Annotated in this window: 20 protein-coding genes; 9 read left to right on the top strand and 11 right to left on the bottom strand. The window is 56.6% G+C overall.

The features are described 5' to 3' along the window. Positions 1 to 18 precede the first annotated feature (18 nt). The 3 genes from ABJD00_RS07150 (at position 19) to ABJD00_RS07140 (ending at position 3,969) form a co-directional block, all read left to right on the top strand. Positions 19 to 1,512, top strand: coding sequence for a BCCT family transporter (locus ABJD00_RS07150; protein WP_413831443.1), 1,494 nt, complete (start codon positions 19 to 21; stop codon positions 1,510 to 1,512). A gap of 541 nt (positions 1,513 to 2,053) precedes the next feature. Continuing rightward, positions 2,054 to 3,241 (top strand): CaiB/BaiF CoA transferase family protein, encoded by a 1,188-nt coding sequence (locus ABJD00_RS07145; RefSeq protein ID WP_413831441.1) that lies wholly within the window; start codon positions 2,054 to 2,056, stop codon positions 3,239 to 3,241. Continuing rightward, positions 3,238 to 3,969, top strand: a complete 732-nt coding sequence (locus ABJD00_RS07140) for an enoyl-CoA hydratase/isomerase family protein (protein ID WP_348420242.1) — start codon at positions 3,238 to 3,240, stop codon at positions 3,967 to 3,969. The genes ABJD00_RS07145 and ABJD00_RS07140 overlap by 4 nt, the downstream gene beginning before the upstream one ends. A 174-nt stretch (positions 3,970 to 4,143) precedes the next feature. Here ABJD00_RS07140 and mgrA read toward each other — a convergent pair whose 3' ends face one another. From mgrA to ABJD00_RS07110, 6 genes are all read right to left on the bottom strand, one after another. Next, positions 4,144 to 5,211 carry an L-glyceraldehyde 3-phosphate reductase gene (mgrA, locus tag ABJD00_RS07135; protein WP_348420243.1) on the bottom strand — a complete coding sequence of 356 codons (1,068 nt, stop codon included), beginning with the start codon at positions 5,209 to 5,211 and terminating at the stop codon, positions 4,144 to 4,146. Positions 5,212 to 5,300: 89 nt separating this feature from the next. After that, positions 5,301 to 6,587: an amidohydrolase gene (locus tag ABJD00_RS07130; RefSeq protein ID WP_413831438.1), complete on the bottom strand. Its 1,287-nt coding sequence runs from the start codon at positions 6,585 to 6,587 to the stop codon at positions 5,301 to 5,303. A gap of 104 nt (positions 6,588 to 6,691) precedes the next feature. Further along, the gene (locus ABJD00_RS07125) at positions 6,692 to 7,591 is read right to left on the bottom strand and encodes a DMT family transporter (protein ID WP_413853722.1); all 900 of its coding nucleotides are present in this window, start codon (positions 7,589 to 7,591) and stop codon (positions 6,692 to 6,694) included. 658 nt (positions 7,592 to 8,249) lie between these two features. Further along, positions 8,250 to 8,780, bottom strand: coding sequence for a CHAP domain-containing protein (locus tag ABJD00_RS07120; protein ID WP_413831434.1), 531 nt, complete (start codon positions 8,778 to 8,780; stop codon positions 8,250 to 8,252). A gap of 330 nt (positions 8,781 to 9,110) precedes the next feature. Beyond that, complete coding sequence (locus tag ABJD00_RS07115; RefSeq protein WP_413831432.1) at positions 9,111 to 10,289, bottom strand: CynX/NimT family MFS transporter; 1,179 nt, start codon at positions 10,287 to 10,289, stop codon at positions 9,111 to 9,113. Then, entirely contained in the window at positions 10,289 to 10,702 is a 414-nt protein-coding gene (locus tag ABJD00_RS07110) for an ester cyclase (protein WP_413831430.1), read from the bottom strand. The genes ABJD00_RS07115 and ABJD00_RS07110 overlap by 1 nt, the downstream gene beginning before the upstream one ends. A 180-nt stretch (positions 10,703 to 10,882) precedes the next feature. On the opposite strand from ABJD00_RS07110, the gene ABJD00_RS07105 reads away from it, so the two are divergent. The 3 genes from ABJD00_RS07105 (at position 10,883) to ABJD00_RS07095 (ending at position 13,411) form a co-directional block, all read left to right on the top strand. Beyond that, positions 10,883 to 11,686, top strand: coding sequence for a LuxR C-terminal-related transcriptional regulator (locus tag ABJD00_RS07105; protein ID WP_413831428.1), 804 nt, complete (start codon positions 10,883 to 10,885; stop codon positions 11,684 to 11,686). A gap of 237 nt (positions 11,687 to 11,923) precedes the next feature. Next, positions 11,924 to 12,850: an aldose epimerase family protein gene (locus ABJD00_RS07100; RefSeq protein WP_413831426.1), complete on the top strand. Its 927-nt coding sequence runs from the start codon at positions 11,924 to 11,926 to the stop codon at positions 12,848 to 12,850. Between the two features lie 228 nt (positions 12,851 to 13,078). After that, positions 13,079 to 13,411 (top strand): TfoX/Sxy family DNA transformation protein, encoded by a 333-nt coding sequence (locus ABJD00_RS07095; RefSeq protein WP_413831424.1) that lies wholly within the window; start codon positions 13,079 to 13,081, stop codon positions 13,409 to 13,411. Positions 13,412 to 13,528: 117 nt separating this feature from the next. Here ABJD00_RS07095 and ABJD00_RS07090 read toward each other — a convergent pair whose 3' ends face one another. The 3 genes from ABJD00_RS07090 to ABJD00_RS07080 form a co-directional block, all read right to left on the bottom strand. Next, complete coding sequence (locus ABJD00_RS07090; protein ID WP_413831422.1) at positions 13,529 to 15,460, bottom strand: DUF3604 domain-containing protein; 1,932 nt, start codon at positions 15,458 to 15,460, stop codon at positions 13,529 to 13,531. 245 nt (positions 15,461 to 15,705) lie between these two features. Further along, positions 15,706 to 16,128: a nucleoside-diphosphate kinase gene (ndk, locus tag ABJD00_RS07085; protein ID WP_413831420.1), complete on the bottom strand. Its 423-nt coding sequence runs from the start codon at positions 16,126 to 16,128 to the stop codon at positions 15,706 to 15,708. 72 nt (positions 16,129 to 16,200) lie between these two features. Beyond that, on the bottom strand, positions 16,201 to 17,382 hold the full coding sequence (locus ABJD00_RS07080; protein ID WP_413831418.1) for a multidrug effflux MFS transporter: 1,182 nt from the start codon (positions 17,380 to 17,382) through the stop codon (positions 16,201 to 16,203). Positions 17,383 to 17,427: 45 nt separating this feature from the next. Between ABJD00_RS07080 and ABJD00_RS07075 the strand changes: the two genes are divergently transcribed. The 3 genes from ABJD00_RS07075 (at position 17,428) to ABJD00_RS07065 (ending at position 20,607) form a co-directional block, all read left to right on the top strand. Beyond that, positions 17,428 to 19,272 (top strand): ABC-F family ATP-binding cassette domain-containing protein, encoded by a 1,845-nt coding sequence (locus ABJD00_RS07075; protein ID WP_413831416.1) that lies wholly within the window; start codon positions 17,428 to 17,430, stop codon positions 19,270 to 19,272. A gap of 102 nt (positions 19,273 to 19,374) precedes the next feature. Beyond that, positions 19,375 to 19,995, top strand: coding sequence for a MarC family protein (locus tag ABJD00_RS07070; protein ID WP_108839361.1), 621 nt, complete (start codon positions 19,375 to 19,377; stop codon positions 19,993 to 19,995). Between the two features lie 30 nt (positions 19,996 to 20,025). Further along, entirely contained in the window at positions 20,026 to 20,607 is a 582-nt protein-coding gene (locus ABJD00_RS07065) for a TIGR02281 family clan AA aspartic protease (RefSeq protein WP_413831414.1), read from the top strand. Positions 20,608 to 20,616: 9 nt separating this feature from the next. On the opposite strand, the gene ABJD00_RS07060 is transcribed toward ABJD00_RS07065, so the two are convergent. Together ABJD00_RS07060 and ABJD00_RS07055 are read right to left on the bottom strand one after the other, a co-directional pair. After that, positions 20,617 to 21,072, bottom strand: coding sequence for a DNA polymerase III subunit chi (locus ABJD00_RS07060; protein ID WP_413831412.1), 456 nt, complete (start codon positions 21,070 to 21,072; stop codon positions 20,617 to 20,619). A 1-nt stretch (position 21,073) separates the two neighbouring features. After that, complete coding sequence (locus ABJD00_RS07055; protein WP_413831410.1) at positions 21,074 to 22,546, bottom strand: leucyl aminopeptidase; 1,473 nt, start codon at positions 22,544 to 22,546, stop codon at positions 21,074 to 21,076. Positions 22,547 to 22,660: the final 114 nt, after the last annotated feature.

Genomic DNA, 22,660 nt, shown 5'->3' with positions numbered 1-22,660 from the left:
GCTAGGAAAGTTTTGACAATGGACGGAAAATCCCCGAGCGCTCTCTTGATTGTTGCTCTCTCAATCAGCGCCACGATCGCTATTTGGGGCATTATTGACCCACAGGGGTTAGGCAGTCTTGCTGCGTCGGCGGTCGCCAAGCAATTTGACAGTCGCGGTTGGTTCATAATGCTTGAAGCGAGCGGTCTGCTCTTTGTGGCGCTTTATCTTGCATTTTCACGGTACGGTGACATTCGCCTCGGGCCGGATACGGCTGAACCCGAATTTTCGACCCCGGCTTGGATTGCCATGTTATTTGCGGCGGGCATGGGAGTCGGCCTTTTGTTTTACGGTGCCGCCGAACCGCTGACTCATTTCGAAGAAATTCGCAAATATACCGGAGATCCGAAGGCTGCCGAATATGGGCTTTTTGTTACTTACCTGAACTGGGGCCTGCATGCATGGGCCATCTACGGGGTTGTTGGTCTTATCATTGCCTATTTTGCCTACCGTCGTGGAGGCAGTCTTTTGCTCAGCGCTCCCCTTACCGAGGCGCTCGGCACCGTCTGGTGGGTCCGCATACTGGCGTGGATTTTTGATTTGCTTTCGATTGTTGCCATTGCTGTAGGCTTGGCTGGATCGCTGGCCATGGGCGTATTCCAGGTCCAAACGGGGCTTGCTGGGTTGATTGGGGTCTCCGACCCTGCCATTCTGACTATTCCAGTGTTCGTTGTAATGTGCATCGCATTTGTCATCCCACTCAGACGCGAATTGGGTGATGGGATGGCCAAGTTGTCCAACGCGGCCATGATGATTGCGATTGGATTGCTAGTCTATCTCCTGCTTTTGGGACCCACATCGTACTTGATGAACAGCATCGTTTCGGGTTTAGGCCGGTATACTTTTGGGGCTCTTCCGGCTGGCTTCTCAACGGCCGAATTCTTTGATCAGGGCATCGTAGACTGGTTCCAGTCCTGGACGCTGAACTACATGATCTGGTGGTTGGCGTGGTCACCCTTTGTCGGCATTTTCATCGCGCGGATTTCCCGTGGACGCACAATTCGAGAGTTTCTCATCGGTGTGATCATCGCGCCAACGCTGTTTTCCATTGTGTGGTTCGGGGTGTTCGGGGGGTTAGGCATTTTTGATGCGCTCAGACAGGAAGGCGCATTGTCGACAATCAACAACGAAAACCTGGATGCAACGACCTTTGCATTGCTCGATCGCTTCCCACTAAGTGGCATCACGCATACTGCGACGATTGTTGCCGCATTCTTGTTTGTGGTTACGAGCGTCGTGAGCGCAGGGTTCACACTCGCAATGATCGGCACGGGCGGCAATGAGAACCCATCACCCAATATTCGTACCGTCTGGGGTGGCATACTCGGGGCTCTCGGATTGGCAATGGTGCTGGTAGGAGACATAGCCATGGTGCGATCGATCATAGCTCTGTCGGCCATCGCTTTCGTTTTCATTGTTCCTGTGCTTGTCGTGTGTTTGTTTCGGTCATTGAGACGAGAGGAGCGAGAATGACAGGTGATCTTATCGACTCAATTTTGAATGTTAGTGTGTTCGCTTACGTTGCGTTTCTCGTCTGGTTGAGCTGCCGCCCCGCCCCCTGATAACCAATTTCAGGGGGCGCGGAACTTCAAAATTTCCGTTTGATGCCGACGACTGCCTTGGGATCAGAGCAATTGTCCGCTGCGACCACAATGAGCATCTTCAAAGGGTTCAATGCCGATCTTAGTCAGCACCCGCGCCGATGTCTGCCACGCAGACGAAGCTGCCATTCGCCACAACTCACACCAATGGCCGCGATGCGGACAAAACGTGCTCCAACTTAATTCACCACGATCAGAACCTGGGTCTTCCATTGGTGAAGCAACGCCGGCCATTAACCGCCTTTCGGCAATGCTGCATCGTTGCAAGCGCAATATTGGAAGTAACCCAGATGTGTGGAGCGCGGGCCGAGCGGACGTTTAAGGCTCAATGTCAGAAAATTTTTTGTTTGCCCGGTTTGACTTGACCACCAAGACAGAGCGTACCTACGTTGCCAGACGTGTGGGAGGATTAGATGGCTGAGTTGCAAATAAAACCGCCGTTGGCTGGGGTGCGCGTATTGGAGTTTGGCCAAATCGCTGCTGGTCCTTTCGCGGGGTCGTTGCTGGCCGATTTGGGTGCGGATGTCGTTAAGGTTGAGCGTCCAGATGGCGGCGACGGCATGCGATCTTGGCCGCCGCTGACCGACAATGGCGCAGGTGATTTGTATTCAGAGAATTTTGCATCCCTCAATCGTAACAAGCGATCGATCACAGCAAATCTCAAAGATCCAGAAGATCTTGCCTGGCTGAAACGCCTTGCCGCTGAATGTGACGTTATAGTTGAGAACTATCGCCCCGGCGTGCTTGACCGTTTGGGATTAGGATACGGCGCATTGAGCGCCAACAATAGCGCTTTGGTCTATTGCTCAATCTCTGGATATGGGCAAACGGGGCCGTATCACAAGAAGGGGGCATTTGATGTCACCGTTCAAGGAATGAGCGGGTTGATGAGTGTTACTGGCGAAAAAGGTGGTGTTCCCGTCAAGGCAGGTGTGCCCGTAGGCGATTTTTGCTCGGGGCTTTATGCTGGTTACACCATTTTAGCAAAACTCATGCAGGCACGTGAAACCGGACAAGGTGGGCACATCGATTGTTCGATGCTTGGCAGTCTTCTTGGTGTCGCAGCATTGCAAACCTCACAGTACTTTGGAACCGGCGAAGCCCCAGAAGCTCTTGGCTCGGCGCACCCACGCAATGCACCTTATCGTGCGTTCCAAGGCAGTGACGTGCCGTTTATCATTGCCGCAGGCAATGACAAGCTATGGGAACAAGTGGCCCATGCGGTTGGCCTGTCACACCTGATAGAAGATCCGCGCTTTGCGACACAGCTTTTGCGCGCAGAAAATCAGGATGGATTGTTCGATCTGTTGCAACCTGAATTTGAGAAACAAACGGCAGAGTATTGGTTGACGGAAATGGACAAACGCGGTGTCCCCTGTTCGCCGATTAATACATACCCAGAGGTCTTTGAGGGGGAGCAAGTCAAACACATGAATTTGGTGCGCTCGGTCACGCTGCCCAATGGGCAGAAAACGCGGACAACAGCCTTTCCAATTCAAATGACCGGTTACGATTTTGAGATATTCCGTGATCCCCCCAAGCTTGGTGCACACAATGAAGACGTCGTGGCAGATTGGCTTTCGGCAGAGGGTTTACGGTGACGGGCGCTGTCATTTCGAAACGGGTTGGCGATTGCTTGTATGTCACTCTAAGCCGCCCCGACAAACTTAACGCATTCAATGCCGAACTGGTCGAAGGTTTGCATGGCGCCGTACAAATGGCCGCTGATGTCGAAGCGCGCGCTGTCATTTTTCGGGGCGACGGACGGGGATTTTCGGGTGGTTTTGACCTGAGCGCACTGGATGACGAAAGTGACGGTGATCTTCTCTACCGATTTGTGCGGGTAGAGCAGCTGTTGCAATCTGTTGCACACGCGCCGTTCGCAACGATCGCTTGCGTCCATGGCCCCTGCTACGGAGCGGCCGCAGATTTGGTCGCGGCTTGCCAATCACGTATTGGCACCGCTTCTGCACGCTTCAGAATGCCCGGCGCCTTCTTTGGCTTAGTGCTTGGGACAGGTCGCCTTGCGGCGCTTGTTGGCGCAGATCACGCCCGTCAGCTGGTGCAAAGACCCAAGCCATTTGGCGCAGAAGAAGCCTTGGAAACGGGGTTTCTGACGGCGATCGTCGAAGACGTTGAGTGGGAGACATGGATCGAACAGCGGATGACACACGTGCGCATGTTTGATGCGATGACCTATGCCAACATGTCTGCGCGGCAGCGCGTGGACACGCGTTCGACAGACTTGGAGACATTGGTGAACTCCGTCACTTCCTCCTCGATAAAGGCGCGCATCCAAGCTTATGTTAGCAGCCTCAATCTGGAATAGAAGGGTGTGCGGCATGTTCATCCGAACACGGTTCGGGGCTCCGTCGCGCGCGACGGTGCTGTATCGCCGCTAGCCGCCTCAGTGCTCGGTTCATACCGGCCCGAATGCACGGTAGATGTCTCTGGCTTGGGGTCTCCCTTGGCTCGCCAAACACGTGTTCAGCTGTGGCTTAAATCAATCGGTTTCCGAGGATCGCGCCCACAGATTGATTGCTTCTTCTGAACTGATTTCGTCGATCCGGGCCAGCTCTGCTTTGGTGAAGTCCAGATTGGCAACGGCCCCTGCACAATCCACGATTTGCTCGGGTCTGGACGCTCCGATGAGTGCCGTCGTCACCCGTTCGCCCCGCAGCACCCATGCCAGCGCCATCTGAGCCAAGGTTTGGCCGCGTGCTTCGGCCATCTCGTTCAGCGCCTGAACACTCGCCAGCGACCTTTCGTTGATCATCCCTTCTAAAAGGGACTTACCTTGGGTTGCTCGGCTGTCTTCGGGAATGCCGTGCAGGTATTTTGAGGTCAGGATGCCCTGCGCGAGCGGTGTGAACGCGATCGAGCCTACTCCCATTTCATCCAATGTATCCAAAAGCCCATCATGCTCCACCCAACGATTGAGCAGGTTGTAGGATGGCTGATGGATCAGGCACGGCGTGCCCAAGTCATTCAGGATTGCAAGCGCTTCGCGCGTGCGCTGGGAATTATAGCTTGAGATACCAACATAGAGCGCGCGCCCGGAGCGCACGATATGATCCAGCGCGCCCATCGTTTCTTCCAATGGGGTATCGGGGTCAAAACGGTGCGAGTAGAAGATATCAACATAATCTAGGCCCAGACGTTTGAGCGATTGATCGCAAGAGGCGATAAGGTATTTTCGCGACCCCCATTCGCCGTAAGGTCCGGGCCACATTCCATAGCCTGCCTTTGTCGATATGATCAGTTCATCCCGGTGGCCCGCAAATTCGGCACCCAATATTTTACCGAATGCTTCTTCCGCAGAGCCTGCGGGCGGACCATAGTTGTTCGCCAGATCGAAGTGAGTGATACCGAGATCAAAGGCCGTTGCGCACATATCGCGTTTGACCTGGTGCGGGGTATCTTCACCGAAGTTGTGCCATAGCCCAAGGCTGATTGCGGGCAGCTTGAGCCCGGATTGACCACATCGGCGATAGACCATTTGATCATAGCGTCGGGGGTCAGGATGATATGGTTGGGACGGCGGTTTCGCGGGGCGCTGTGGATTTGTCATAAGGACATCAAAGCCGAATGACGCGTCTTGTCAAATCGCCAGACGGGTTCGTGTACACACTTATTCCTCTTTCGTCCCCGCCGCAGGGGTCAATTGAGATGTACTTCCATGGCGGCTGCGATCAGCCCCGCGCATAGCAACACAGACTTGATTAACGCGCCCTCATCAAAATCAAAATTCGGGGTGTGATGATCGTCTGCCAGATCAGCCCCCAGAACGAAGATACCACCTGTGCCGCCCCTTTGGTGCACCCGGCGCGCGAGCGTCGCTGCATCCTCGCTTGCGCCGAAAAAGAAGTCTTGCATGGGGTTGGCAAAGGCGCCGGTTGCAATGTTCACAGCTTCGGCCCAGCTTGCCAGCGTGGCGGGGTTGGAGTGCCCCGCGGCCCCTCCGCCTTGGGACAATTCGCACTCGACCCCATGCGCCTGCGCAATCGATTCAACCAATGCACAACAGCGGGCTTCCAACGATTGAAGATCCTCGGTCTCTTGCGCCCGCATTTCAAAAGTGAACCGCGCTTCATCCGGCACGATGTTTACTGCCGTCCCGGCCTGCATCATCCCGACGTTCACGCGGATGCCCGGCTGGCTCGATTGCGCCATCGTTTGCAAACCTAGGACAGCCTGGCATGCTGCGACCAGCGCGTTGCGCCCGCCTTCCGGTGTTTTGCCAGCATGGGATGCGCGCCCCGTCATCGTCACGTCATAGCGGGTGTTGGCCAAAATCCCATGCACCGCAAATGCCGCATTGTCTGATGGCACCCCTAGCCCCAGATGAATGGCAAAGAACAGATCCACATCATCCATCCATCCCGCATCGGCCACAGCCCGTCCCCCGCGCCCACCTTCTTCGGCGGGTTGGAACAGAATTTTCAACCGTCCCCGGCCAGTGTCCAGATAGGGTTTTAACATGCGCGCCGTTGCCAACCCGATAGCGGTATGCCCGTCATGGCCACACGAATGCATCACACCGGGGCTTGTCGACGCAAACCCTTGCGCGAAAGGGGCGTGATTGCCGCCCGCTTCGGTGATCGGCAGAGCGTCAATGTCCACGCGCATGCACACCGTTGGGCCGGGTCTGCCACTGTCAAAAAGCGCGACGCACCCTGTATCGCCTTCGCCGGGGATCGGATCGGCGCTCATGCCCATCCTGACGGTATCACCAAGAAAGGCGGGGCCTGACACAACATTGTAACCCGCTCGCGTCAGATCGGCGACAATTGCAGATGTCGTTTCCACTTCTTGCCAGCCCAGTTCGGGCGAGGCGTGGAAGGCGCGCCGCTGTGCGATGACCTTCGGCTCTTGCGCGACGGCTGCGCGTTTCAAGCTGTCGGCAACATCAGGGGGCAAACTGGAAAGCAATGAAAAGTCTGACATCGTCAAATGTTAGGCCCGTATAGCTGCTGTAGCAATCTGCATACCGTGCCGTGGGCCCGGATAGAATGAGCATGGCTGTATTCGTGCCTCGACAAGACCTGCCTCTAGACGGCCGATCCACTGTCGCCTTCCACATATGCGCTGACCCGCTTTTCACGAAATGCGATGAAGACGCCACATGAGAAGATCACCGCCGCTCCGATCCACGTGAAAATATCTGGGACCTCGGCAAAGAACCACGCCCCAATCAATGCCGTCCACACCAGTTTCAGAAAATCGAACGGCATCAGCGCGGTTGGATCCGTTTCCTTCAATGACTGGCTGAGCGACATTTGCGCGATGGAGCCGAACAGCCCGATCACCACCATCCAAGCCAGTGTTTCCAGCCCGAACGGCTGCCAAACCCACACCGCCGGACCGATGGAAAAGAGCCCCAGAAAAATCCCCATATAAGCGACAATTGTGACGCTGGATTCGGTCCGGGACAGCATTTTGATAATGACCATCGCCACGGCCCAAAGTGCTGCTGAGGCGGTTACCAGAAGCGCGCCAATGTCGATGGCGACCAGCCCGGGCCGCAGGATGATGAGCATCCCCAGAAACCCGAAAAGGATGGCCAGCCAACGATAGAAGCGAAACCGCTCTCCCAGAATGAGCACCGACAGAATGGCCATGAAGATTGGCGCGGTGAAACTTAGTGCCGTGACCTTGGCGAGCGGAGAAATCGACAGTGCCGTGAAGAACATGAGCATCGCGCCCACGTTAACGACGCCGCGCAACGCATGAAGCCCGATCCGCTTTGTGCGCAGCATGGCAAAGCGCGACCGCATCAGCAAAGGCAACAAAAATGCCAGCCCGAAGATGTTTCTAAAGAATGCAATTTGGAAAGGTGGCAAGATCTCGGACACAAAACGCACCAAACCATGCATAATCGAAAACGCCACTGTCGACAGACACATCAGCAATATGCCACGCAAGGCTGGCGTTTGACTGGACCAGAGCATCCCAAGCTGCTGTCTGCGTGACGTATGAGGTGTCTTTTCCATCCTGCTCGTTCTCTGAGGCGTCAGTTCCAAGCGTCAAAGCGTGCCAAAACGATCTGGCCGCTGGTCGCAGCCATAAAAGGACTGGTTGTGCCCAAGTCTGCCACTAGCAGACGAGGAGGGGCAAGCCATGCAATTGCGTCTCTATTCACTCCTTGGTTTGCGGAAGACCCATCTTGATGCCGCCGAAATCTCTTCGGCCTTTGCCCAAATCAAGTGCCACATCTGTCAAAAGCCGCCCCGCAGGTGGTATTTGGTGCAGTTGGTATTCCACGACCAATCACACTGAAACTGTAACAGATGCAGGCCACAGAATCCTTCAAGGTGGGGGGCGTTCAACAATCTGTTCATTCGGGACGTGCTGCCCCGCTGCGTATGACAGCTTTGTCCCGCAACTCGGTCATAGCCTCATCGAACCTCGCTGTGGGCGGAGCGAATGTCTGCTCTGGGCTTGAAGCAGTCACTTACTGCGGCCTGCATGAAGGACCGCTATGCGGACCAAGCGGCAAGTCTGCTACCTGCGCGAACAGCTACAGTCTTCGCCTTGCCACGGTCGCGAGTTCCGACTGAGCCGCATTACGTCTGATTGCGGCAAGGTCTAAGGCACGTTGTTTAACTATTAGTCATCTTTCGGATAGATAAACCCGTTCACTGGATAGGGCCTGCCATACTGACCGGGCCGGCTTTCTACCCGGACGAGCGTCCAGTCGTTGTTCTTTGAAATGTCGACGACACCCATTTCCAAGGACACCTGGTTCCGGTTCCAATTGGCATGGTTCACGACGACCTGCCGGTCGGTGACAACCTCGGCCACGACAGCTACATGGCCCAATGACATCCCACTGGTCGCCCGGAACGACATTACTGAGCCGACAACTGGTTCGTTGCCGCGTTCATAGGTGTTGTGCGCCCTGCCCCACCAATCTTTGGCGTTGCCGCGAATATTGATGCCGCTGAGGTTTCGTGCGTAAGGCACGCACCACACCCTGTGTCCTCGGGCCTGCTTTTGCTTTACTTCGACCAGCGCAAACGCTTGGCGTTCCTGATCAATGACGTCCTGGTTCAGGTTCTGAGAGCAGGCAGAGACAAAGCCAAATAGCGCGAGCGCAACCAGCGTTCGGGTGATTGTGGACGGGCGCGCCCGAACCATTCTCATTTTGCGTGCGATGTATTGCAAGAAACTTCGTTGCCTGTGTGAAATCCCAAGCCGTATTACGGCGATCCGCTTGGGAATGAAAGGATGCCGGCCAATGCAATGGCAAGTTTTTGCCAACTTCCCGTTCCTCGTTTCAATCAATCGCAAAACTGACGAGCGAATACACGACGGTGGCAATGACAACTGAGCTTGAACAAACATGGAGAGCACCGTGGATTTGCATCCTCGAACCAGTCAGGGCGACCTAGGATCTGCGTCGCTGGCCATCGGGTAGCGAAACACAAAATGAGCTGCGAGTGGGACGGGTATTGAAGTGGCATACGATCATGATGAGCTCTTTTTTGGAGCAAACATGCCTGCGCCTGCTTTGACGTATTTGAATGCAAATGCGAGCGGAACGACGCTTGCAAAGAGGATCATGGCCAACCAGATGGGACCTCGAGGTTGCCCCGTTGCATCCAGGATCGCTCCGGCGGCAGGGGGCGTGGCGAGCATGATGGCATAGTAAACCGTAAAGAAGACCCCCATGCCAAAAGCGCGGACCTCTGGTCGCAATGCAAGTCCGGCAAGTGCCATGATGACACCGGCGGGCGCCATCCCAACCAGCCCAAAGAGCAGGCTAGCCACTAGCCCCGCCCCTGGGAAGCTCAGCAGCCAAAGGGCAATCACTGCCCCCGTCATACACACCGAGAGGACCAGATTGCGGTGGCCAAACCGATCGACGATCTGACCACAAAGCGCACCAGAGCCGATCATCAGCCAACTTCCGACACTTATGACGCCCGCGGCCGCGATTGCCGTCTGTCCAAGGTCCTGCAAAACTTTTGGTCCGAACGACAAGTACGTCACATAGGCCGCATTAAAGACGCCCCAAGCCCCACTCGCAAAGAACACCAAAAGCCACTCTTGCTGGGTCAGGCGGTCCGCGCCGCCAGATTTTACGGCCGGCAGGTCGCTACGCGTTCGATAGAAGAAAAAGACGGCTGACGCTGCAAGCAGACAATAAACCGATGCGATTTGGAACGGCACCCGCCAGCCATAAAGCTCTGCCAGCCAGGCATGCCCGACCTGCCCCATCGCGATGCCAAAGGGCCACGACATGACAAGGATGCTCATCGCGGTTGCGATCTCGCGTCCGTCGAACCAGTCGGCAACCATCTTCGTGAAATAAAGATTTATGATGAGAAATCCAATGCCAGCGATCACACGCCCAACCCCGATACCTATGCTTGCACTTGCGAGCGCAGAGACAAGCCCGCCCACGGCCAGCGCCATAAGCCCCAGAACTGCCATATCGCGATCAGAAATCAGCCGTCCAAGGTATCCGGCAGGAAGGGCAAGGATCAGCCCAGGCGCCATGAACAGCCCAATCAACAGGCCAACACTCGCGTAGTCCAACCCGAAGGCGACGATCAGACCGTCGCCCACAGAAGCCAGAGTCTGGAACTGTAATCCCATCCCGACCCGGGCAAAAAACAGCAAGGTCAGGATTCTCCAGCGCATTATGTCCAGCCAAGCCCGCGCAGCGCCGGTACATCGTTCCAGATCTTGGTCATATGGACGATCTTGTCACCGTCAAATCGGATGACGTAGGCGTAGTCAGACACCACAGCTTTTCCGGTTGGCGCCACTGGCCCGCCCGGTCCGGTTTGCGTGCCATGGAACTCGGCTGCTGCAACGGCGGTGCTTCGAGCGTCATCCATCGCGAAAGCAGTCAGCACGTAACGCCCGTCGGGAACGGGGGTCAGCAAGCCCTTCATCCATTCGCAATAGTCTGCGAGGGTCTTGGTCTCGGCAAGCGCGTCCGCCTGGCAGGCGAAGGTCGCGCCCGTCGCACACCAGTCTTGGCAGACCTCCCATCCTTTTCCGGTTTCGCAGGCGTCAAAGAGTGCTTTGGCGGTTTCAAATTGTGTCATGTGAATATCCTTTGTGCGTTTAGTTTCCTCTCAGTTTACGCATTGAGCTTTGCGCCGTGTATCGTGCAGATGCTGTAATTTCAGAGACAGATTTGCAGTATTTGCCTACAACATCTGTAGGATGGTTCGGCTGTCGGCGTTTGATGGCGCCGAATTTCCACGATCGATGGATACTAACAGATGCATCACGACAACGACCTCAGCCCCAGAGAGCAGCAGATTGCCGAACGCTACGCTGATGGCAGCAGCTATCAGGAGATAGCGACGGATTTGCACATTGCGCCCTCTACTGTGCGAACCCATTTGGCCACAATTTATCGCAAGCTTGAGGTGTCATCCAAGATCGAACTGGCCAATCGTCTCGCCGGTGCCACCGCCACCCCGCGCAGTCAGGTTGACCATGCGGCCGTTATTTCAGAACTTGCGTTGAGCCTTGAAGAAGCGTTGAGCCGCGAAAAGGCGTTGAGTGAGGTCTTGCGGATCATTGGCGCGTCCCAAGGCGATCTGAACTTGGTCATGCCAGCGATCCTGCGCTACGCCTTGGATCTTTGCGATGCAGAGTTCGGAATTCTCTTTGAATACCGGGACGCCAAGAGATTCCGAGCGAGCTTTACGCTGGGTATCCCGACTGCCTTTCAGGACTGGCTCGACGAAAGCGGAACGTTCAGCGTGAGTGATCAGACAGGGCTCGGCCGAATGGTCACGCAACGCTCGGTGGTAAACATCGTAGATGTAAAGTCAGAGACGCTCTACCGCTCAGATGACCCGTTGCGGTTGGCCACTGCTGACTTGGGTGGAGCCCGGTCATTTGTTGCAATTCCGATGCTTGCTGCCGACCGGCTTGTTGGAGCCTTCACGATCTATCGCCAATCGGTGCGCCCGTTTTCCGAAGATGCGCTGCGGTTCGCACAGATGTTCGCCGTACAAAGCGTGATCGCCTTAGAAAACGCGCGCCTGATTGGCGACTGCGGAAATAAGCCTTGATACTTGAAACTGCAGTTTTGAATTCGAACGTTGGAACCGGCTTTGACGAATTGCAAGTTTATGCTGCGCCGCGATGCTCATACATCCCAGCTACCACGCTGTATTCACGAGATGACTCCCTCACAGGGTTTGCCCAACAGAGCCGTCAAAGGGCAAAAACAAAGGCTATTCCTAAGCTTTGCTCTGGTTTGAACAATCTCGGTGGCATCCCACCTCTGCCACTGTCATGATGAGACCATGAGCGATCAAATCACCATTCGATCAGACCAACTGCGCGCTACCTTTTCGCGTAACGGCGCGCGTCTCGAAACGCTCCATCTGGGCGGCGGGCCGTCGCTGGTCCTGCATGCAGATGCCGACGAACACACTGAATGGCGCGATTGTTACGCCGGCGCGATTGTAGGTCCCATCGCCAATCGGGTGCGCGGCGGTACGTTTGATCTGGACGGCCGGCGCCATCAAATGCCTCGGAATGAAAATGGGGTGACGGCGTTGCATTCGGGACCGTATGGAATCGACAGGCAGGATTGGGAGGTTTCCCAACTGCAAGACGGCAATGTGGCATTTTGGATTGAGTTGGCAGATGGCGATGGCGGGCTGCCCGGTGCGCGGCGGATCGAAGTGGCATACACAATCGAAGGGGCAACTTTGCGCCTGGAGATCAAGATGACAACGGACCGGAGTACGCCTGCGGCCTTTGCTCATCACCCCTATTGGTGTCTGGGGGACGCATCAGCCCACATACTACAGGTTAATGCGAACTACTATCTGCCCACTGATGGGCAAAACCTGCCGACGGGCGAACGAGCGCTCGTTGCGAACACCTCGTTCGACCACCGGATTGCGGCAGCGCCCGACCCTGCCATTGATCACAACTTTTGTATCTCAAATACACCCGTGGAAACCGCACAGCCGGTTGCCACGCTCAGGGGAGCAAATGGCTTGCGGCTACAGATCGACAGCACAGAACCGGGGTTACAGGTCTATGCCGGAGCGTTCTTGCCGACATTACCAGGTACCGGGATCAGCCCCGGCGCGGGCCTCGCTCTGGAACCTCAGGGGTGGCCCGATTCAGTGAACCATCCGAACTTTCCAAGCGTGCTGTGTACGCCCGAACAACCCTATCGGCAGGTCACACTCTACCAACTCAACACTGTCACATAATCTGCGCAATTGCGCCCTGCTCCCGGCAAACCCATCTGTTTTAACAAGCCGGTCATCACTGTGGATGGCGCTCATGAAAGGCAGCGTTATGCCAACCCAATCGCGCCCCCCGCGCCCACACCTGTTCCCAATCCTGCGCCCAAGCCTCGGCCAATGCCGGTGATCACCGACTACGCGAGCCTCTGAAGCCCGCGTGACAGGACCCGCCCGGCGCACTAAAGTCTCGCAATGGGTAATCCTGTCTCAACCATACGCAATCTCGGACCGGCGATGGACGCCGCTTGCGCCGCCGCGGGCATTCCTGATGCGGAAACCCTGCGCACACTGGGTGCGGACGCGGCTTACGCCAAGCTGCTGCAATCAGGTACGCGCCCACACTTCATCGGCTACTACGTTTTGGTCATGGGATTGCAAGGCCGACCGTGGAATGACTGCAAAGGGGAAGAGAAAAAGGCCCTGCGCGTTCGCTTTGATGCAATCAAGGCAAGCAGTTTTGACAAGGGTTTGTCCGAGTTTGAACGCACACTGAACGAGATCGGCGTAGTCGCTAGACGCGGATAGAACTACGGAATATAGCGCGCTTTTTAGGGTCGGTTATGTAGACATTCCCACCTGTGTTTTTCGAACAAAAAGGGCAGTCACGTCGCAACCGCCGATTGGGTTCAGCTTTTCTGATCTTTAACTTGGAGCATACCAAATCGGCGATGTGTATGCGCGTTCCGTTGTGATCATTGGGACGTAATCTGGCATCTCGACACCAAAACGCTTTGCTTCGTAGGCGGTCCAACGGGGGGTCGGGATTTCGATGACCCGTGCGTAGTAAAAGGCTTGTAGCGTCGGATCAAAATCAGGGTCTTCCCAAACACCAACCAACTCGGAAGCACCAATAGAGTTGGTCCATGTGGCGTTCTCAACATCAACTGTGTTGCCTACATCTGGCAGGTTCCCGGTTTCACCAAGTTTGCGATCGCCAGACCACGCCACGTTGTAAATTTTCTCCTGCGTTTCACCGTTGGCATCGACCCATCCTTTGACAATCTGGATCCGGTCAAGGTTTCCGGAAAGCGGATCTTTTATTGCGGCAACAAGGAACGACGGGCGCTCTCCCTCCTGTGCGGCGTTCAAATTACCGCCCATCGGCACGCCTTTTTTGTAGCCTGCGTCGGCTGGCAGGCGAAGTGCAGCATCTTCTTGGGTGAAGTTGTACCCGCCGAAAAACCGAACCCCCATGCGCGAACCGGTCGTCGCATACGTCTCTTTGCGTTGCATGGCGTCAAAGATGGCCTCGCGGGTGTTCTCCATTGCCCAAACCGCGCCAAGGCCACCTGCCGCCTGTTTCCACCCATAGATCGAAAGATCAGGGTCCGGCGCTTCGATCACCAAGTGTTCCCAACGGTTCGGCTCAGGTTCAACACCGGAGTGTTTGCCGAAAAAGTTATCTTCTTGCGCTGTTGCCATACCGGTGTGCGAGTCCGTCGCGCCGACCATGCCGAATTTAAACGGGTTCACCCCAAGCTCTTGCTTAATGAGCATACCGCGCTTCAACGCTTCGCGGGCATATTCCGCTGCAAGCATCTCTGGTTTCTTTAGCTCGGTGCCATTCAGATTGGCCGCATCCCATGTATCAAAATCCGCAAACTCGTCGTCAGGGCTCAGGAATGGATGGGCTTCACCATCGCCCTTGATTTGCGTTGCTTCGTAAAGCGGTTCAAACCGGGCGCGAAGGCTCGCAATTTCCTCAGTCAGTTCCGAACCATCATAGGTATTCATCGAAAACATACGTCCGTTTGAAAGATTGCCATTGTGTGCAATCGCCAAAACTTCGCCACCAGTTCGCTCTTCATATTCGGCCAGGAACGTCCATAAGTCTTCAGGGTTTTTGCTATCATATTGAGAAAAGGGCCGGGTCTGATTTGCCCGGATCTGCCCGTCACGGAACAGCACGTTGCGATGAAGATTATTCGCGCCTTCCGTGGTGTATTCGTACCCAATGATGGCAGAAAACACGCCAGGCTCGTTAAAGCGATCGGCGGTCTTGGTGTATTCTTCCCAAGCATGTTTGATCGCCTTGGGGTTGTTGATTGGCGGCTCGTCATTTGACAACGACGCGACGATCTCCATGGCTGTGGTAAAGGCCAGTTGAGGGTCGCCAGCGGTAAGCGCCTCATACCAGGCCTTGCCTTTCTCGGTGGCCAGCACCTCCGCGTTCCCTGCCAATAACTGCGGCATAAGGCCGTACATCTCAGCGTGATCAGACACCACGATCCAGTCCAGAGGCCGTGACAGCTTTGCACGCAGCCCATGGGTTGTCGTCACTTCTTCGCCGCGCGCAAAGCGGAATGCCTGCTCCTGAGAGAGACGAGTCATAGTTCCGGCGTCAACCGAAACAGACGTATGCAAATGCGAGTCCCCCCAAAGTGGTCTTTGCGGAAAGTTGCGGCCTGCGTAGGGCGAGAAAGCATCGGGCGCGAGAACGACTTCTGTATTTTCCTGTGCAGTTTGGAACTCTTGCGCGGCAACAATTGATGCACACGAGACCGACAAACCGAGCGTCAGGCCCGCACACGCGCCAATTTTTGAAAACGAATTATGAAGAGTTGAGTGTGGCACGGCGATCTCCCAGGTTATCACGTTTTAGTGAAGACGAGTGTAGTCGGCATTTATTGAGTCACTCAAACAAATACTTAACGGGCACAACGAGCCCTAATCGCCAAACGTATGGAAAAAGGTGTGCGATGGGCTTAACCCGTCAATTGCGGCAAATCCGTTTGCGGCCAGACACCCAGACTCCAAAAAGAAAAAGGGGCCGCAGCATTCGCTGCAACCCCTGGCGATCTTCAATAGTTCTTTGTGGCTTAACCGACCAGCTCGAGGCCGGAGAAGAAATACGCGATTTCCACGGCCGCTGTTTCTGGCGCGTCCGATCCGTGGACCGAATTTTCACCAACCGATTCAGCGAAATCTGCGCGGACTGTGCCGGGGGCTGCGTCAGCCGGGTTTGTAGCACCCATCACTTCACGGTTCTTGGCAATGGCGCCTTCGCCTTCCAGCACCTGGCAAACGATTGGAGCCGAGGCCATGAATTCGCACAGTTCGTCGTAGAACGGACGCTCGGCGTGGACCGCGTAAAACACGCCGGCTTGTGCCTTCGTCAGGTGAATGCGCTTTTGTGCGACGATGCGCAGGCCGGCTTCTTCGAACTTGGCGTTGATTGCGCCTGTCAGGTTGCGGCGGGTTGCATCTGGTTTGATGATGGAAAAGGTACGTTCGAGGGCCATGGGTCTCTCCGTGTCAGCAGCGCGCGGGACCATCCCGGGCGCGAAATTCTGCGCCCAGCTATCATGCGATTTTCACCTTGAAAACCCCTGTTCCTCGCGGTCCCAAAGTGCGGCAACCAGTGCCGCGCATAGTGCCACACCGACCACAGCCAGCATCAGTAAGAGCAAAGCCTCAGGCGTGGCTGACCGGCTGAGGACTGCGGTCGTCGCCCAGCTTAGCGCGGCCCCAAGGCTGAGCGAAACGGCGCCGTTCACACCTGACGCACTGCCTGCAAGATCGGGGCGCACAGACAGTGCACCGGCATTGGCATTGGCCAGTGACGGCCCGTTCCCGATGCCCACCGTCACGGTGCCCAGAAACAGCGGCAACACTTGTCCGCCCCCGCTCGCGTAGTAGATCAAGGCCGAGCCCAAGCCGACGAGCGGAAACACCCGGCCTACTAGGATCAGCCGAATAGGTCCGAGCCTTTGAACCAATCGCGCCGACAGCCCTGCGCCCAACATGAACCCAGCCGTCGTTGACCCCAACGCGATGCCAATCTGTGCCGGGCTTAACCCAAACACGTCTGCGGCCACAAACGGTGCGCCCGTCAGAAAGATGTAAAAGGTCCCTACCCCAAAGGCTTGCACCGACACATAGGTCCAGAAAAGACGAGACTGGAACAAGGCGCCAAACGCCATGCGCTGCCCCCCCTCACCATGATGCGTCTCTCCCAGATCGCGCAGACACCACAGCAGCAGGCCAGCGCCCAACAGCGCATATGTGACAAAGACCGAGCGCCAGCCAAAAGCAGCCTCAAGCATTCCACCCAGCATCGGGGCAAGCATTGGCGCCACAGCCATCGCCGAGGCAATCAATGACAATTTGGCCGCCGCCGTGCGCCCCTCGTACAAATCTCGCACCACGGCAGACCCAAGAATGCCACCCCCCACGGCAACCGCCTGTCCTGTGCGTGCAATTAGGAAAACGGTAACGTTGTCGGCGAGCAAGCACATGATTGAGGACACGACATAAACGCACAGCAACCCAAGGATCACAGGTCGCCGCCCAAACCGATCCGACAGCGGGCCCAAGACCAGCTGCAAAACGGCCGCCGCAAGCATGTAAAGCGAGATTGCACGCCCCATTACCGCTTCTGAAACCCCAAAAGCCTCACGCATCGCAGGCAGTGCGGGCAGGAACATGTTCAGCGTCAGCACTGTCAGTGCAGTGAGCAAAACGAGGGTCACAAGATGGGGGGGTGTTTTGGTCATCGCACGGGGCTAGCACGCCCCGTTCGCCTCTGCTAGAGCGCGCACATGTTGCGCATTTCTGATATCTCATACGCCGTTGCTGGCCGCCCCTTGTTCGAGGGCGCGAGCGCCGTCATCCCCGAAGGCCACAAGGTTGGCCTTGTGGGGCGCAACGGCACAGGTAAGACCACGCTGTTCCGCCTGATCCGAGGTGAATTGGCGTTGGAAGGTGGCGATATATCTCTGCCCACTGGCGCGCGCATCGGCGGAGTAGCCCAAGAGGTTCCAGCCTCTGCCACCTCCCTGCTCGACACAGTTTTGGCCGCAGACACCGAACGCGCCGAATTGCTGGCGGACGCCAGCGATGATCCCGCCCGCATCGCCGAAATCCAGACCCGTCTGACAGATATCGACGCATGGAGTGCCGAGGCGCGTGCCGCCACGATCCTCAAGGGGCTCGGCTTTGATGATCACGAACAACTCATGCCCTGCTCTGAGTTTTCGGGCGGATGGCGGATGCGTGTCGCTCTGGCGGCTGTGCTCTTTGCCCAACCCGATTTACTGCTGCTCGATGAGCCCACCAACTACCTCGACCTAGAAGGGGCATTGTGGCTGGAAAGCTACCTCGCAAAATACCCGCACACGGTTGTGATCATCAGCCACGACCGCGGCTTGCTTAACCGGGCTGTCGGCGCAATCCTGCACCTTGAAGACCGAAAGCTCACTTATTACTCCGGGCCTTACGATCAGTTTGCCCGTCAACGGGCCGAACGACTGGCCGTAGCGGCGGCGATGGCTAAGAAACAGGATGCGCGCCGCGCGCACCTGCAATCCTATGTGGACCGGTTCCGCTACAAGGCCGACAAGGCGCGCCAAGCCCAATCGCGGCTCAAAGCGCTGTCAAAGATGCAACCCATCACGACACCGCAAGAGGCTGGCCTCAAGCGGTTCGATTTCCCCAATCCCGAAGAACTCTCGCCCCCGATCATTCACCTTGACGGGGCGTCCACAGGCTATGGCGACACGACAGTTCTGTCCAAACTGAACCTGCGCATAGACCAGGACGATCGCATCGCGCTACTGGGAAAGAACGGACAAGGCAAATCAACGCTCTCCAAATTCTTGTCGGATCGCCTGCCTGCCATGAGTGGCAAGTTCACCAAATCCAGCAAGCTGCGCATTGGTTATTTTGCCCAGCATCAGGTGGACGAGTTGTTCATCGACGAAACCCCTCTGGACCATTTGCGGCGGGAACGCCCCACTGAAGGCCCCGCTCGGTGGCGCGCGCGCCTTTCGGGCTTTGGACTCATGGCGGATCAGGCGGAAACCGTGGTTGGCAAACTGTCTGGCGGGCAAAAGGCGCGGCTGTCTCTGCTGCTTGCTACGCTTGATGCGCCTCACATGTTGATCCTCGACGAGCCAACAAACCACCTCGATATCGAGAGTCGCGAAGCGCTGGTCACTGCGCTGACCGCATACACAGGTGCCGTTATCCTTGTCAGCCACGACATGCACCTGCTGGAACTGGTGGCAGACCGGCTGTGGCTGGTCTCAAATGGGACAGTAAAACCTTTTGAGGACGATCTTGAGGCCTATCGCAAAATGCTGCTGTCAGACGGCAAACCGCCGAAGGCTGCACAGGAAAAGCCCAAACCAAAGAAAATTGGCCGCGATGCCATTCTGACGCTCAAGTCCGAGGCGCGCAAATCCGAAGCACGCGTAGAAAAGCTGAACGATATGCGTGACAAGCTGGCCAAGAAACTGGCCGATCCGGATCTCTATGAGGACGCAAAGATCGGCGAGATGGAAGTCTGGCAAAAGAAGTATGCCGAGGTCATGGAAGCGCTGGAACGCGCCGAAACACTCTGGATGAAAGACCTCGAAAAGCTCGAGACCGCTCAAACAGCCTGAATTTGTTCGGGCTCGAATTACTGCTGGGTAGAGGCTTTACGGCGACCGGGGCAGCGCCCTAAACATGAAACGCGCCGCAAAGCGCACTTTTAGAAAACACCGATGATCGACACAGCCTTCCTCATCACCGCCTTTGTGACCATGTTCGTGGTAATCGACCCCATCGGGCTTGCGCCATTGTTTGTGGCGCTGACCCAAGGCGTTCCTGAAAACCAGCGGCGCCGAATCGCGTTGCGTGCCTGTGGGCTTGGTATGGCGATCTTGATCGCTTTTGCGCTTTTTGGTGAGGCGCTGTTGGGCTTTGTCGGGATTTCCATGCCTGCGTTTCGGGTTGCGGGCGGCATTCTGTTGTTCCTCACAGCACTCGATATGCTGTTTGAACGGCGCACCCAGCGTCGCGAAGACCAGAGTGAGGACAGCCACGACGACCCATCGGTGTTTCCTCTGGCCATTCCGCTGATTGCCGGGCCGGGTGCCATCGCGTCGGTTATTCTGCTCACCGGTCAGAAACCGGGGATCGAGGGACTGGCGCTGGTTCTTGCGATCACAGCACTGGTCCTTGCGGTGTGCATGGTTCTTTTTCTGGCATCGGGCCTGCTGGAGCGCGCTTTGGGTAAGACCGGTATCACGGTCGTGACACGCCTGTTGGGGATGTTACTGGCCGCCCTATCGGTCCAGTTCGTTCTGGACGGGCTGAGCGCATTCGGGCTTCTTGCGGGCTGACATGGGGCGCCGACACCCTATATTGACCTCATGAGCAGCGGTAACATTGATCAACTGATTTATCTTGGCATCCTCGGCATCGTCCTTGGTGGCGCCTTCCTGCTTAACTCACGACTAAAACTCAGCCAGACACTACAAATGGCAGGCATATGGGCGCTGATCTTTGTCGGCGCCATCGCTGTCGTGGGGCTGTGGGGTGATATTCAAGACGATCTCTATCCGACCCAAACGCGTTTTGACGAAAGCGGCACCATCACAATCCCGCGCGGACGCGATGGACACTACTACATCACCCTCGACATCAATGGTGCGGCGATCGACTTTATTGTCGACACAGGCGCCACGGACATCGTTTTGAATCAAGCGGATGCAGCCACTGCAGGGCTAGAACCGGAAACACTCGTCTTTTTGGGTCGCGCCTCTACCGCAAATGGCGAAGTGCGCACGGCCGCGGTACGTCTGGACAGTGTCAGCATCGGGCCACATACCGACACAAATGTGCGGGCCGTGGTCAACGATGGAGAGTTGTGGCAATCGCTCTTGGGCATGGGGTACCTGCAAAACTGGGGCAGGATCGAGATTGCAGATGGTGAAATGCGCCTTAGCCGCTAGGCTCAGGATTCACGTTTCCGCCTTTTTCTCCCACTTCCCACCTTCTTCAGACCAATATTGCGCTGAAGCGCCCGCGTCTTTGAGGGCCTTCCATTGCCCGCGCGCTGCCTGCAAGGCATCCATATCGTTGCCATCAAACAGCACACATACCCGATCAAGCGCGGCGACTTCATCTGCCGTTACTTCAGCTCCATCAATGCTCATGACGCAAGCCGCACCGTTCGCTGCAGCGCCGGTGGTTAACAAAACGGGCTGGTCCGTATCATGTGGTCCACCCGCCAGACCATGGGGCAGAAACCCGTCTTCGACTCCTAGCCACAACCGCTCATCCAGCCATGCAAGGCGCTCGCCGTTGGTGCCGCGTACCGCAACGCGCCAACCCGCACCCAACGCCTTGCCAAGCAGCATTGTCAGCGTTTCCTCTAATGGCCGGCGCGTCAGGTGGTAGAAGTAGGCGACGCCCATGTCACTCGGTCTCGTATGCGTCCGCCACAAGGCGATTCAACGCCATAACACCCCATCCCGTCGCTCCGGCAGGGGCCAGCGAAGTGGCTGATTTGACCGACGCAACGCCAGCGATATCAAGGTGTATCCAAGGAGTTTCGTCTTTCACGAACCGCTGAAGGAACTGCGCGGCTGTGACAGACCCCGCCGCACGACCACCAATGTTCTTCATGTCCGCAATCCGGCTTTTAAGAAGGGCATCATAGGCTTTGCCCAAGGGCATGCGCCATGCGCCCTCACCCTCGGCCTCTGCCGCCTTCAGGAATGATTTGCAGAAATCATCATTGTTTGAGAACACGCCCGCATTTTCGTGGCCAAGTCCGATAATAATCGCGCCCGTAAGCGTCGCCAGATCGACCATACCGACCGGTGAAAACCGCTCTTGGGCGTACCACATCACATCACACAGCACCAAACGGCCTTCGGCGTCCGTATTGATAACCTCAACCGTGTCGCCCTTCATCGAAGTGATGACGTCACCCGGACGCACTGCATTGCCCGATGGCATGTTTTCCACGAGGCCAACGAGACCCACGACATTTGCCTTGGCCTTGCGCAAGGCAAGGGAGCGCATCGTTCCGGCGACAACGCCAGCCCCGCCCATATCCATGGTCATATCTTCCATGCCCGCGCCGGGTTTGAGGGAGATACCGCCGGTGTCAAACACAACGCCTTTACCAACCAGAGCCAGCGGGGTTTCGCCCTTTTTCCCGCCGTTCCATTGCATAACAACAACCTTCGACGGGCTGTCAGACCCCTGCCCCACACAAAGCAACGTGCGCATCCCCAGTTTTTCCAGATCGGCTTCTTCCAGCACCTCGACCTCAAGGCCAAGCGCGCTCATCTCGGCCAGACGATCTGCGAATTCGGTTGTGGTCAGTACGTTGGCCGGCTCATTGGTGAGATCGCGGGTCATGAAGGCGCCTTCGGCGATGGCCATCAAAGGGGCTGCATCCGTGCTTGCGTCATCTGGATTGGCGCACATGACAGTGATTGCTGTATCATGGGTTTCGGCGTCGCTTTTGTGATCTGAGAACGTGTAGTCGCGCATCACCAGACCAAAGCTAACTTCGGCCACGCGGCGCAAACCATCGGCTGCAAAAAGCATTGTCTTACCATCGCGCAGTTTGGCCAGTGTCGCCCCAGCCTTGCGGGCCTCAGCAACCGACGGATTGCGTGGCAGGCACAGGATATCCAGTGCCTCTGCTGTCATCCCCACAGGCCAGGCTATGGTGGTGACCTGCCCCACCTTGATCTTCTCGAATCCTTCGGAGGCCACAAAACGGGCGATCGCCCCCTTGGTTAGACGATTGGCGCGCCGGGCGGCCTGCCCCATTTTGCCGTCTGGGGCCACAATCACGGCGACCCGCCCGGTTGCAGTGGCAAGGGCGTCAATGTCAGTGGCGGCAAAGGTCAGTGGCGTGAGGGCGGTCATGGCAGGCTCCGAATTTTCAAATCCAGACAGAGGTAACGCGCCCATGCCCCCCTGACCAGCACTAGAAAAGAGTTTTCCCGAACTGCCCCTTCCGCTACCCTGCGCAAAACGCGA

Source organism: Tateyamaria sp., assembly GCF_039945315.1.
Lineage (GTDB): Bacteria > Pseudomonadota > Alphaproteobacteria > Rhodobacterales > Rhodobacteraceae > Tateyamaria.
Note: the sequence above shows the minus strand (reverse complement) of the source record. Positions and strands in the feature narration are given on the sequence as shown.